This window comes from Streptomyces sp. NPDC004539, assembly GCF_040610055.1.
GTDB lineage: Bacteria > Actinomycetota > Actinomycetes > Streptomycetales > Streptomycetaceae > Streptomyces.
The window spans coordinates 509,447-522,313 of sequence record NZ_JBEXLS010000003.1; the positions used below are offsets into that span (position 1 = coordinate 509,447).

At 72.3% G+C, this 12,867-nt stretch carries 8 protein-coding genes; 4 read left to right on the forward strand and 4 right to left on the reverse strand.

Annotation, left to right across the window (positions count from 1 at the left end):
• Positions 1-131 precede the first annotated feature (131 nt).
• Positions 132-1,448 (reverse strand): bifunctional o-acetylhomoserine/o-acetylserine sulfhydrylase, encoded by a 1,317-nt coding sequence (locus tag ABZX85_RS08745; protein WP_355863868.1) that lies wholly within the window; start codon positions 1,446-1,448, stop codon positions 132-134.
• Between the two features lie 177 nt (positions 1,449-1,625).
• Between ABZX85_RS08745 and ABZX85_RS08750 the strand changes: the two genes are divergently transcribed.
• Positions 1,626-2,114: a hypothetical protein gene (locus ABZX85_RS08750; RefSeq protein ID WP_355863870.1), complete on the forward strand. Its 489-nt coding sequence runs from the start codon at positions 1,626-1,628 to the stop codon at positions 2,112-2,114.
• 198 nt (positions 2,115-2,312) lie between these two features.
• Here the strand turns inward: ABZX85_RS08750 and ABZX85_RS08755 are convergent, their stop codons facing one another.
• Positions 2,313-4,529, reverse strand: coding sequence for an NADP-dependent isocitrate dehydrogenase (locus ABZX85_RS08755; protein ID WP_355863872.1), 2,217 nt, complete (start codon positions 4,527-4,529; stop codon positions 2,313-2,315).
• 233 nt (positions 4,530-4,762) lie between these two features.
• On the opposite strand from ABZX85_RS08755, the gene ABZX85_RS08760 reads away from it, so the two are divergent.
• Positions 4,763-6,295 carry a M1 family metallopeptidase gene (locus ABZX85_RS08760; protein WP_355863874.1) on the forward strand — a complete coding sequence of 511 codons (1,533 nt, stop codon included), beginning with the start codon at positions 4,763-4,765 and terminating at the stop codon, positions 6,293-6,295.
• Here the strand turns inward: ABZX85_RS08760 and ABZX85_RS08765 are convergent.
• Positions 6,292-7,356 carry a mechanosensitive ion channel family protein gene (locus ABZX85_RS08765; protein ID WP_355864182.1) on the reverse strand — a complete coding sequence of 355 codons (1,065 nt, stop codon included), beginning with the start codon at positions 7,354-7,356 and terminating at the stop codon, positions 6,292-6,294. The two genes, ABZX85_RS08760 and ABZX85_RS08765, sit on opposite strands and share 4 nt — an antisense overlap.
• Before the next feature lie 361 nt (positions 7,357-7,717).
• On the opposite strand from ABZX85_RS08765, the gene ABZX85_RS08770 reads away from it, so the two are divergent.
• Both ABZX85_RS08770 and ABZX85_RS08775 read left to right on the forward strand, forming a co-directional pair.
• On the forward strand, positions 7,718-11,488 hold the full coding sequence (locus ABZX85_RS08770) for a hypothetical protein (protein WP_355863876.1): 3,771 nt from the start codon (positions 7,718-7,720) through the stop codon (positions 11,486-11,488).
• A gap of 8 nt (positions 11,489-11,496) precedes the next feature.
• The gene (locus ABZX85_RS08775) at positions 11,497-11,838 is read left to right on the forward strand and encodes a hypothetical protein (protein ID WP_355863878.1); all 342 of its coding nucleotides are present in this window, start codon (positions 11,497-11,499) and stop codon (positions 11,836-11,838) included.
• Between the two features lie 38 nt (positions 11,839-11,876).
• On the opposite strand, the gene ABZX85_RS08780 is transcribed toward ABZX85_RS08775, so the two are convergent.
• Entirely contained in the window at positions 11,877-12,839 is a 963-nt protein-coding gene (locus tag ABZX85_RS08780; RefSeq protein ID WP_355863880.1) for a lysylphosphatidylglycerol synthase domain-containing protein, read from the reverse strand.
• Positions 12,840-12,867 lie beyond the last annotated feature (28 nt).

Here is a 12,867-nt window from a genome sequence, read left to right on the forward strand (position 1 = left end):
TTCCCCTCGGGCCCCGTTCCGGTCGGGTCTCTCTCCCGCCACGCCCCCACCAGGCCCCCCTCCCGCCACGCCCCCACCAGGCCCCCCTTCCGCCGGGCCCCGGCCAGGTCCCCCTTCGCCCGCTCGGCCACCTACGCGCCCGCGCCCTTGGCCGCGCGGAACCCGGCCTCCAGGTCGGCCTTGAGGTCGGCGAGGTTCTCCAGGCCGACGGAGAGCCGGACCAGCCCGGGAGAGGTCCCGGTCGCCGTCAGCTGCTCGGCGTCCAGCTGGCTGTGGGTCGTGGACGCCGGATGGATGATCAGGCTCCGGACGTCACCGATGTTCGCGAGGTGGCTGAACAGCTCGACGGCGTCCACGAACCGCTTGCCCGCCTCGATGCCGTCCCGCAGCTCGAAGGAGACGATCGCGCCGGCGCCGGCGGGCAGGTACTTCTGCCCGGCGTCGTACCAGCGGCTGGACGGCAGCCCCGCGTAGTGCACGGCCTCCACCTCGTCCCGGGTCTCCAGCCACTCCGCGAGGGCCTGCGCGTTGGCGGTGTGCCGTTCGATCCGCAGGCTCAGCGTCTCGATGCCCTGGAGCAGCAGGAACGCCGAGTGCGGGGAGAGCGCGGGCCCGAGGTCGCGCAGCAGCTGCACCCGCAGCTTGACGCCGAACGCGCCGGGACCGAGGGCCGGCCAGTACCGCAGCCCGTGGTAGCTCGGGTCGGGCTCCACGAAGTCCGGGAACCGGTCCGAGTGCGCCCCGAAGTCGAACGTCCCGCCGTCGACGACGACCCCGGCGATCGTCGTCCCGTGCCCCCCGAGGAACTTCGTCGCGGAGTGCACGACGACATCCGCGCCGTGCTCGATCGGCCGCACGAGGTACGGCGTCGGGACGGTGTTGTCGATGATCAGCGGCACCCCCGCCGCGTGCGCGACGTCGGCGACGGCCCGGATGTCGAGGACGTTCCCGCGCGGGTTGCCCAGCGACTCCGCGAACAGCGCCTTCGTGTTCGGCCGGATCGCCGCCGCCCACGCCTCGGCGTCGTCCGGGTCGTCCACGAAGGACACCTCGATGCCGAACCGGGGCAGGGTGTGCCGGAACAGGTTGTAGGTGCCGCCGTACAGGGACGTGCTGGAGACGATGTGGTCCCCGGCGCCCGCCACCGTCAGGATCGCGAGCGTCTCCGCGGCCTGCCCGGACGCGAGCGCGACCGCGCCGACGCCCCCTTCCAGGGCGGCGATCCGCTGCTCGAAGACGTCCTGCGTCGGGTTGTGGATACGGGTGTAGATGTTGCCGGGCTCGGCGAGCGCGAACAGGTCGGCGGCGTGCTGGGTGTCCCGGAACACGAAGGACGACGTCTGGTAGATCGGCGTCGCCCGCGCCCCGGTCACCGGGTCGGGTACGGCCCCGGCGTGGATCTGCTTCGTCTCGAACGACCAGGCGGCGGAGGGGGTCTCGGTGCTCATGCGGTGCTCCTCGTACGGCGTGCGGGTGCGTCCGGGCACACGGGGGCGTACCAGGACGATTGGTGACAACGAGGGAAAGTCGAACGAGCCTGAGAAAACCACACCCCGAAGACGCCGGACCAGCGCAAAGCCCTTGCTGACACGCACTGTTCACGAACCCCGGAAGGACCCGCCGCCATGTCCATGTGGCTCGACCTGGTGAAGATCGACCCCGCCCTCCTCGCGGAGATACACACCGGCCCGGAGCTGATCGACGCCCTCTTCTTCGACGAGGACGACGTCCCGGACCCCCGCGCCGCCGCCGTCCACCTCACCGGCGACTTCTTCGGCCACGACTACCGCTTCCTCGCGGAGATCGCCGAGGACCGCGCGAAGACCGAACGGAACACCGCCGACTGGCACACCGCCTACCCCTGGCTGGCCAGGGCCACCGGCCACGACTGCCCGACCCTCGACGAGTACGACTTCGGCTACGGCCCCGCCCACTTCCTCACCCCCGACGAGGTGGCCCGCGTCGCCGAGGGCCTGCGCGCCGAACACTGGTCCCCCGGCGCCCGCGCCGCCCACTGGAACCCGGCCGCCGAGGACCGCGACTTCACCGACCTGGTGCCCTTCTTCGCGAAGGCGGCGGAGGAGGGGAAGGCGGTGCTGGGCGGGGTGAGCTGACCCCCGGCACCGACCCCCGGCACCGACCCCCGGCACCGACCCCCGGCAACGAACCTCGGCACCGAACCCTGCCACCGCCTCCCCCCGGCCCCCCGCACAACAGAAATCCGCCCCGGCCGGAAACCTCCCGACCGGGGCGGACCCCATGTCACGAACCCAGACTCGGCGCCCTACGAAACTCGGCGCCTCCCCAGCTCCTTACAGCGCGGCCAGCGCCGCGTTCCACGTCGCCGACGGCCGCATGACCGCCGCCGCCTTCGCCGGGTCGGGCTGGTAGTACCCGCCGATGTCGGCGGCGGAGCCCTGGACGGCGTTCAGCTCGCCGACGATCGTCTCCTCGTTCGCCGCGAGGGACTCCGCGAAGGACGCGAACGCCTTCGCCAGCTCCGCGTCCTCGGTCTGCGCGGCCAGCTCCTGCGCCCAGTACAGGGACAGGTAGAAGTGGCTGCCGCGGTTGTCGATGCCGCCGACGCGCCGGGTCGGGGACTTGTCCTCGTTGAGGAAGGTCGCCGTGGCGCGGTCGAGGGTGTCGGCGAGGACCTTCGCCTTCGGGTTGTTCGTGGCCTCGGCGTACTGCTCCAGCGACGGCACGAGCGCGAAGAACTCACCGAGGGAGTCCCAGCGCAGGTAGTTCTCCTTGACGAGCTGCTGGACGTGCTTCGGCGCGGAGCCGCCGGCGCCCGTCTCGAAGAGGCCGCCGCCCGCCATCAGCGGGACGACCGACAGCATCTTGGCGCTGGTGCCCAGCTCCAGGATGGGGAAGAGGTCGGTCAGGTAGTCGCGCAGCACGTTGCCGGTGACGGAGATGGTGTTCTCGCCGCGCCGGATGCGCTCGATGGACAGCTTCGTCGCGTCGACCGGCGCGAGGATGCGGATGTCCAGGCCCTCGGTGTCGTGCTCCGGGAGGTACGCCTTGACCTTCTCGATGATCACGGCGTCGTGGCCGCGCGTCTCGTCGAGCCAGAACACGGCCGGGTCACCGGTGGCCCGCGCGCGCGTGACGGCGAGCTTCACCCAGTCGCGGATCGGCGCGTCCTTGGTCTGGCAGGCGCGGAAGATGTCGCCCTCGGCGACCTCCTGCTCCAGGACGACGTTCCCGGCCTGGTCGACCAGGCGGACCGTGCCGGCGGCCTTGATCTCGAAGGTCTTGTCGTGGGAGCCGTACTCCTCGGCCTTCTGCGCCATGAGGCCGACGTTCGGGACCGAACCCATGGTCGAGGGGTCGTAGGCGCCGTTGGCGCGGCAGTCGTCGATGACGGCCTGGTAGACGCCCGCGTACGACGAGTCGGGCAGGACGGCGATCGTGTCGGCCTCCTGGCCGTCCGGCCCCCACATGTGGCCGGAGGTGCGGATCATGGCCGGCATCGAGGCGTCGACGATGACGTCGGACGGCACGTGCAGGTTGGTGATGCCCTTGTCGGAGTCGACCATCGCGAGGGCCGGGCCCTCGGCCAGCTCCGCGTCGAAGGACGCCTTGATCTCGGCGCCGTTCGGGAGCGCGTCGAGGCCCTTGAGGATGCCGCCCAGACCGTCGTTCGGGGTGAGACCGGCGGCGGCCAGCGTCGCGCCGTGCGCGGCGAACGTCTTCGGGAAGAACGCGCGGACCACGTGGCCGAAGACGATCGGGTCGGAGACCTTCATCATCGTCGCCTTGAGGTGCACGGAGAACAGCACGTCCTCCGCCTTGGCACGGGCGATCTGCGCGGTGAGGAACTCGCGCAGCGCCGCGACGTGCAGCACGGACGCGTCGACGACCTCGCCGGCGAGGACCGGTACGGACTCGCGCAGCACGGTCGTCGTACCGTCGGCCGCGGCCAGCTCGATCTTCAGCGTGCCGGCCTCGGAGATCACGACGGACTTCTCGGTGGAGCGGAAGTCGTTCTCACCCATCGTCGCGACATTGGTCTTGGACTCGGGGGTCCAGGCGCCCATGCGGTGCGGGTGGGTCTTCGCGTAGTTCTTGACCGACGCGGGGGCGCGGCGGTCGGAGTTGCCCTCGCGCAGCACCGGGTTCACGGCGGAGCCCTTGACCTTGTCGTAGCGGGCCTGGATCTCCCGCTCCTCGTCGGTCTTCGGGTCGTCCGGGTAGTCCGGAAGCGCGTAGCCCTGGCCCTGGAGCTCGGCGACCGCGGCCTTGAGCTGCGGGATGGACGCCGAGACGTTCGGCAGCTTGATGATGTTCGCGGCCGGCGTCTTGGCCAGCTCGCCCAGCTCGGCGAGGGCGTCCGGGATGCGCTGGTCCTCGGCGAGGTACTCCGGGAACACGGCGATGATGCGCCCGGCCAGCGAGATGTCCCGGGTCTCCACGGAGACGCCCGCCTGGCCGGCGTACGCCTCGACCACCGGCAGGAACGAATACGTCGCCAGGGCCGGGGCCTCGTCAGTGTGGGTGTAGATGATGGTCGAGTCAGTCACCGGGTGCTCCGCTCCACGTCTGCAACATTGCTCGACATCAAGATATCTCGTGACGCGGGCGGGCTCGACAGGGGTCCGCACGGTCCGGCCACCCACCCCCCTCGCCGGTCCGGTCACCCACACGCCCTCACCGGTCCGGCCGCACCCCTAGCCGATCCCGTCCGGTCTCGTACAACCGATCCGCCTCGGACGGTGGTCCAGCACAGTGACGGCCCCGGACACGAAGGCGAACCATGAGATACCGCACCCGCGTGACAGCACCAGCGACCGCCCTCCTCGGCACGGCGCTCGCCCTGACCGTGAGCAACGGCACGGCCCGCGCCGACGGCCCCACCGAGGACGGCACCCTCGACGACCCGGTCTTCCCCACCCTCGGCAACACCGGCTACCGCGTCGCCGCCTACCACCTCGACCTCTCCTACGACGCGGCCACCACCCTCGTCGACGCCACGGCCGTACTGAAGATCCGCACCACCGGCCGGCTCACCGCCCTCACCCTGGACTCCCTCGGCCTCGACATCCACACCGTCGAGGTGAACGGCCACCCGGCGGCGTTCGAGCAGAGCGACCCGGACGAAAAGCTCCGCGTCACCCCGGCCCACCCCCTGCGCGCCCACGCCTCCGCCGTCGTCCGTGTCACCTACACGGCCGATCCGCGCCGCACGCTCCCGCACACCGCCTGGGTCCCCACTCCCGACGGCTTCGCGATCGCCCCGCAGCCGAACAGCGCCCACACGGTCTTCCCGTGCAACGACCACCCCTCCGACAAGGCGGACTTCTCGTTCCGCGTCACGGTCCCCGGCAATCTGAAGGCGGTCGCGAGCGGCCGGCCCACCCGCACCGAGCGGCTCCCCGGCGGCCGTACCGCGTACGCGTTCCGCTCGTGCTCCCCGATCGCCACCGAGATCGTCCAGATCACCGTCGGCGACTACGTGGTCAAGGACCGGCAGGGCCCGCACGGACTGCCGCTGCGGGACGTCGTCCCCGTCGCCCGCGCGGAGGCCCTGGAGCCGGCCCTCGCGCTCACCCCGCACCTCGTCGAGTGGATAGAACAGCGCCTGGGCGCCTACCCGTTCGAGACGTACGGACTGCTGCCCTGCAACACCGACGACCCGAACGCCTTCGATTTCACAGGACTTGAGACCCAGACCCTCACCCTGTACAAGCCGAACTTCCTCCTCCAGCAGGAGTCGAAGATCGGCTCGCACATGATGCACGAACTGGTCCACTCCTGGTTCGGCAACAGCGTCTCCCCGGCGACCTGGGCCGACCTGTGGATCAACGAGGGCCACGCCGACTTCTACGGCCTCCTCTACCGCTACGAGCGCGGCTGGACCGACTCCCTCGGCCTCACCACGTTCGAGGCCCGGATGAAGGACACCTACGCGCGCGGCGACCAGTGGCGCCACACCTCGGGCCCGGTCGCCGCGCCGAACGCCGTCAACCTCTTCGACAGCCAGCGCTACCTCGGCGGCGTCCTCGTCCTGTACGCCCTGCGGCAGCTGATCGGCGAGGACGCCTTCCACGCGGTCGAACGCGCCTTCCTGGCCCGCCACCGCGACTCCTCGGCGTCCACCGCCGACTACGTCGCGACGGCGTGCGCGGTGTCCGGGCAGGACGTCTCCGGGTTCCTGCGGGAGTGGCTGTACGGGACGACGACCCCGCGCATGCCGGGCCACCCGGACTGGACGGTCACGCCCGTCACCCCGTCCCTGGCGGCCCCGAAGCGGGCACGCTCGCACGACAACAGCGCGACCCTGAACTAGGAGGCGTTCTCCCGCTGCTGGGGGATCACCACCGCGCCCTGCTGCAACGACACGTTCCGCGCGGGCGCCGGAATCCTGATCCCCTCCGCGCGGTAGCGCTTGTGCAGCCGTTTGATGAACTCGTGCTTGATCCGGTACTGGTCGCTGAACTCCCCGACGCCCAGGATCACGGTGAAGCCGATGCGGTTGTCGCCGAACGTGTGGAAGCGGACGGCGGGTTCGTGGTCCGGTATCGCGCCGGTGATCTCCGTCATCACCTCCGCGACGACGTCCGTGGTGACCTTCTCGACCTGGTCCAGATCGCTGTCGTACGCGACCCCGACCTGGACCAGGATCGTCAACTGCTGCTCGGGGCGCATGAAGTTGGTCATGTTGGCCTTGGCGAGCTGCCCGTTGGGGATCACGATCAGGTTGTTGGACAGCGCGCGCACGGTCGTCTGGCGCCAGTTGATGTCCTCGACGTACCCCTCCTCGCCGCTGCTCAGCTTGATGTAGTCGCCGGGCTGGACGGTCTTCGAGGCGAGGATGTGGATACCGGCGAAGAGGTTCGCGAGGGTGTCCTGGAGGGCCAGCGCGACGGCCAGACCGCCGACGCCGAGGGCGGTCAGCATCGGCGCTATGGAGATGCCGAGGGACTGGAGCATCACGAGGAAGCCGATCGCGAGGATCAGCACGCGCGTGATGTTCACGAAGATCGTCGCGGACCCGGCGACCCCGGGCCGGGACTGCGTGACGGTCTGCATCAGCCCCGCGACGACCCGCGCCACCGACACGGTCACCACGAAGATCAGGACGACGGTGAACGCCTGGTTCGACGTCCGGTGCCACACCTTCGCCAGCGGCAGCACGGCCGTCGCCGACGCGACGCCCCCGGCGACCGCCGCCCACGGCAGGACGCCCCGCAGCGCGGCGACCATCACGTCGTCGCCGCCCCACTTCGTGCGCTTGGCGTGCTTGCCGAGCCACAGCAGCAACGACCGGGACACGAACGCCAGAAGCAGTCCGGACGCCACCGCGATCCCGGCGAACACCGCGTCGTGCACGGTGAGTTCACGGGTCAGCATCGGTCACCTCCCGCCAACTCGCCCATAAGAGGCCGGATGTGAAATGTCGTCACCTGGTCACCTGCTCGATTCCGGGATGTGCTGACACGGCCGCGAGGCGGACGTGATCATCCATCCTGCCGTATCCGGGAAAGACCTTTCGCAAGCCCTTTCGATGTGTCAGGATCTGCGCGTTCAACGGGGGAAGAGGGCGGCCGTCCACTCCCGACCAGACCCGACGGCCCCGCCTGATTCAAAGAGATTCTTCACGCGCCGCGTGGCGCTGTCATGCCTGCCGTCGGCTTGTCCACGGCCCGTCATGCCCTCACGCGTGCCCGCTTTCCCCGTCGCGAGTCCGTACCGCAAGGGGGAAGTCCCGATGATCAGATCTCCGCGCTTAGGGCGACGGCACACGACCACCGCGCTGGTGGCCGCCGTGTCGGTCCTCACCGGCCTGGCGTACGCCGTGCCCGCCCGCGCCGCCGACCCGCTGCCCGACAACGGCGCCGGGGCCCGCATCACCTTCGGCCAGGGCGCCCGCGCCGACCGCTGCGAGGTCGGCCACGCCCTCCACATCGGCGGCGCCGCCGTGAAGGCCGCCGCCGCCAAGGCCCTCGGCGGCACCGACGCCGACCTCGCCGCCGCGCTCTTCCGCAAGGACAACATCTACCCGAGCCCCCTGGACGACGCCCTGCGCGCCGACCGGGCGAGCGCCGTCGCCTACGTCCAGGGCGCCGACACCCGCAAGAAGGGCTGGGAGGCCCTCAACCGGCCGTACGCGATGAGCGCGACCGGCTCCACCGGGATGTCGCTGTTCGCCCCCGAGTTCGACGCGGGCATCAAGGCGTTCACCCTGGGCCCGCAGGAGGCCCTGTACGACACGTTCGGGCAGGACGGCCGCAGCGCGCCGAGCGCCGCCGCCCTGGACGCGGCCCGCAGGCTCGCCGCGTCGCTGAAGGGGAAGAGCCCGGCGGGCGACGACCAGCTCGCCGAGTTCACCGTCTACGCGGGCAACGTCGAGGGCCCCTTCAACTCGATCACCTCCAGCGACCTCGCCCGTTACCTGCGCCAGGGCGGCTTCCCGGTACAGGCGCCGGCCGCCGGCTCGGCCGAGTACCGCACCGAGGTCGAGACCCTCAAGGTCTCCTGGGCGGCCTGCGACAGCTGGAACCCCCAGGACCCGCGCCGCGTCCTCGCCCCGGTGACCGCCGACGCGTACGCCGAGTGGGAGCAGGAGTACGCCGGGCAGGCGAAGCCGCGCGCCGACATCATGGCCGCCGAGACGACGGCCGCCGCGCAGGCGCAGAAGGCCACCGACGCGATGATCGAGTCGATCGGCCAGGCGTGGCTCGCCGACCAGATCCTCACCTGGCAGAAGTTCTGGGCCGGGAAACCCGCGAACGACCCGAACCGCCCCGCCAAGGCCCTGTTCACGCAGGCAGGCACCGACCTCACCAAGGCCCGCGACAAGGCCGCCGCGCAGGTCACGCTGGCCAACGCCGCCGTGACGGCCGCGAAGACCGCCGCCGACAAGGCCGGCGCCGCGCAGACCAGCGCGTACGCCATCGCCGACACCGCGAGGACGCCGCGCGGCCGGGGCCTGCTCTACGCCCAGCAGTCCGCGCAGGTCGTGAAGGCGTCGTACGCCGCGACCCAGGCCGCCGCCAAGGCCACGCTGACCGCGCTGAACGCGGCCAAGGCGACCGTCGCCGACAGCAAGGCGCAGCTCGCGCTCTCCCAGACGCAGGCGCACGCCGTCAACACCGAGTTCCGGCGGGCCGCCGCCGAGGAGGCCGCCGCGCAGGCGAAGGCCGCCGCCGACGCGGCCGACGCGCAGGCCAAGGAGGCGGCAGCGAACGCGGCCAAGGCCAAGACGGCGCAGACCACCGCCGAGGCCGCCGAGAAGACTGCCCAGGCGGGGGCGGCGACCGCGAAGTCGGCCCGCGCCACCGCCGAGACGGCGTCCGCGACCGCCAAGGCCGAGCACGCCAACGCCACCCGGGAACGCGGCAAGGCGCAGGCCGCCGAGGCGCGCGCCCAGCAGGACGCGGCGACGGCGGCCACCGCCCGCTCGGCCGCCGACACCTCGGGCGCCACCGCCGAGGACGGCTACCTGACCGCGCTCGACGCCCAGCAGCGGGCGTACGAGGCGAAGAACAAGGCGAAGGACGCCGCCCGCGACAAGCAGGCCGCGCTCTCCCGCGCCGCCGCGATGGAGGCCGCCGCAGCCGCAGCCGTGGGCACCGCCGCCGCGCAGGAGACACGGGCCGCCGCCACCGAGGCACGGGCCGCCGCGAACACGGCGACCTCCGCCGCCGCGAGCGCCCAGCAGGAGGCCGCCACGGCGACCACCGCGGCCGTCGCCGCGCGCGCCGCGTCCGTGCGGGCCGACGCCGCCGCCTACCGGGCCGAGTCGGCGGCACAGACCGCGCAGGCCGCCGCACGGACCACGCACGCGGCGGCCGTCACCGCGCACGCCGCAGCCGCCACGGCCATCGAGGCGTCCAAGGCCGCGCAGCAGAACGCCGAGAACGCGGAGGCGGAGGCCAAGAAGGCCGCCGCAGCCGCCGTCACGGCACGCACCCAGGCGACCGCCGCACGCTCCGAGGCCGACAAGACCGCCTCCTGGGCCGCCGTCACCGCCGGGTACGCGTACGCCGCCGCCGAGCACGCCACCGCCGCCCGCGACTCGGCGGCCGAGGTCGTCAAACCGGCCAACGAGGCCATCAACATAGGCACCTCCTACAAGGAGACCGACTCCTCCGCCGCGTACGCCGTCCTCGTCGGCCAGACCTCGCTGACCCTCTCCGAGCAGCAGGCCGCCGCCGCGAAGGCCAAGTCCGACGACGCCGCGAAGGCCGCCGCCACCGCCAAGGCCCTCGCCGACAAGGCCGACGCGGACGCCAAGGCGGCGGCCAAGGCAGCGGCGGCAGCAGCCGCCGACGCGGCGAGGGCGGCAGCGGCCGTCACCGCCGCACGGGCCTCCGCCGCAGCCGCCGCCAAGTCGGCCGAGGCCGCGAAGAAGGCCGACGCGAACGCCCAGGCGTACGACGCGCAGGCCGGTGCCGACGCCTCCGCCGCCCAGTCCGCCGCGTACACCGCGCGCTCCGAGGCGAACGCCGCCGACGGCGAGGCCACCGAGGCCGAGCGGGACGCGGCCGGCGCCCGCTCCGCCGCGCAGGCCGCCGAGAACGACGCGGCGAGCGCGCGGGCCACCGCGACCGAGGCGGAGAGCGACGCCACCGGCGCCGAGGCCGCCGCCAAGGACGCGCAGGGCTCCGCCAAGGACGCCGACGCCGCCGCCGACGCGGCCGAGGAGGAGTACCGCAAGCGGATCGAGGCGGACCGCGCCTCCACCGCGACCGGCGGCACCGACACCGGCCCCGGGCTGAGCGCGAGCGACGAGGCACTGCTGCTCAAGGAGTGCGGCCAGTCCTGCGTGGACGACTTCCGCGCCGCCAAGGCCCTCGCCTCGCTGGACGTCATCGACTGGGTCAAGCAGAACGGCGCGGACATCCTCCTGGAGTTCATCGGCGAGAAGGACCTCAAGCGCTGCCTGGGCTCCGGCGACGTCGAGAGCTGCCTGTGGACCATCGTCAACGCCGCCGGCCTCGTCTTCGCCGTCGGCAAGCTCCCCGCGCTCGGCAAGGCCATCGTCAAGGTCAGCAGCGGCATCGCGAAGTTCCTCGACGACGTCGTCCAGGCGAAGCACACGCTGGACCGGCTGCGGAAACTCGTGGAGACCCTGCGCAAGGGCCAGACGGTCGCGCAGTGCCTGCTGAGCCTCGCGGACGCGACCGTGGGGTTCACCGCGCGTACGTCGCTGAAGACGGCAGCGGCGGCTCCCGCGAAGTTCTGCATGAAGTCCGCGATCAACAAGGACAAGCGGCTGGAGGACCTCGCCGAACTGTCCACCAAGAACCAGAAGGTGCAGGCCGACCTCGACTCCCTGTTCCGCAAGCTGAAGGAAGGCAACCTCAACCCCGGTATGGGCAACGGCTCGCTCCCCAACGGCATCAGCTACGCCCGTACCGTGGACGGCGCGCGGCTCTTCTACCGGAAGCTGGGCGACACGATCGAGATCGTCGGCAAGTCCGACAAGAAGTACGAGAGCAAGGTCATCGCGCGGCTGCGGCAGCTCTACGGATGAGGAGGCGCATGGACATCGAGGTCGACGAACCGTTCTGGACGGTCCGCAGACCCCAGCTCACCTTCCGGTTCACGGTCGGCGAGCCCGCCGATCCGGCGACCCTCGACGACGGTGACACACTGATCACCGGACCCGGCGGCGAGGAATGGTTCGCCACGATCATGACGCCGGACCGGGTCCGGCAGGTAATGGACGGATGGCGCGACACCGGCGAGAGCCTCTGCGGCGCCTACCTCCGCGTCCCGAGCCTCGTCGTCGTCCGTGAACCCGGCGTCGAGTCCATGGTCCGGGCCGTCGAGGACCTGTACGACACGTACGGCACCCTCGACGACACCCTGCCGAGACTCTGAACCGGTGCGCCCGCCTCAGCCGGAGGCGGGCGCACCGCTCATATGACCTTCCACCGCACGAGCGCCCCGAGCGTCACCGCCCCCGGCACCAACGGCACCCACACCGTGATCACCCGGTACGTCAGCACGACGGCCGTCGTCAGCGCGAGCGGCCCGCCCGCCGCCACCAGCGCGATCACCAGCGCCGCCTCCACCGACCCGATCCCGCCCGGCGTCGGCACGACGGCCACGGCGACGGTCGCCGCGAGATAGGCCAGCGCCATGTGCAGGGCCGGCACCGGCAGCCCGAGCGCCCGCCCCACGGCGACGAGCCCGGCCGCCTGGAGCAGCGGGAAGGCCAGCGAACCGCCCCACAGCGCCAGCACCCGCCCGGGACACGTGTGCACGGACCGCGCCTCGGCGAGAGCGGCCCGCAGGAACGCCACCACGGGCACGCGCAGCCGCCGTACGGACAACAGCGCGGCCACGACGACGGCCGTGCCCCCGGCGACGGCCGCGAGGAGCGGGCCCGCGTCCGTGCCGGGCAGCAGCGCGCCCAGCCGCAGCGCGTCGGGGAAGGCGAGCAGCAGCGCGGCCAGCAGACTCACCCGGGCGACGCTCTCCGCGAGGAGGTACAGCGCGAGGGCCGCCGAGGAGCGGGCCGGCGGCACCCCGCACACGGTCATGAACCGCAGGTTGACCGCGCCGGCCCCGAGACCGGTCGGCAGCAGGTGGTTGGCGGCGCCGGCCGCGAACTGGGTGGCCAGCAGCCGCAGCCGGGGCAGCCGCTCGGACACCGCGCCCTGCCGGGTGACGGCGGCGGCGACCCAGGTCAGACAGGTCGCCCCGGCGGCGGCCAGCAGCCAGGGCCACTCGGCGTCGCGGAGGTGGCCGAAGCCCTCGACGAGGACGTCACGGTGGCGGACCGCGACGACGGCGACGAGGACGACGGGGACCAGGCACAGGAGCTGGCGCAGCGGAAGGCGCGGGGGAAGGCGCCGGGGCGCGAGGGGGACGGTCACGTCGGTAGAGGTTCTCCACGCGGGCACA

Coding starts and splice junctions, on each gene's coding strand:
- ABZX85_RS08745 (WP_355863868.1), bottom strand. CDS start 1,448: ATGAGCACCGAGACCCCCTCCGCCGCCTGGTCGTTCGAGACGAAGCAG.
- ABZX85_RS08750 (WP_355863870.1), top strand. CDS start 1,626: ATGTCCATGTGGCTCGACCTGGTGAAGATCGACCCCGCCCTCCTCGCG.
- ABZX85_RS08760 (WP_355863874.1), top strand. CDS start 4,763: ATGAGATACCGCACCCGCGTGACAGCACCAGCGACCGCCCTCCTCGGC.
- ABZX85_RS08770 (WP_355863876.1), top strand. CDS start 7,718: ATGATCAGATCTCCGCGCTTAGGGCGACGGCACACGACCACCGCGCTG.
- ABZX85_RS08775 (WP_355863878.1), top strand. CDS start 11,497: ATGGACATCGAGGTCGACGAACCGTTCTGGACGGTCCGCAGACCCCAG.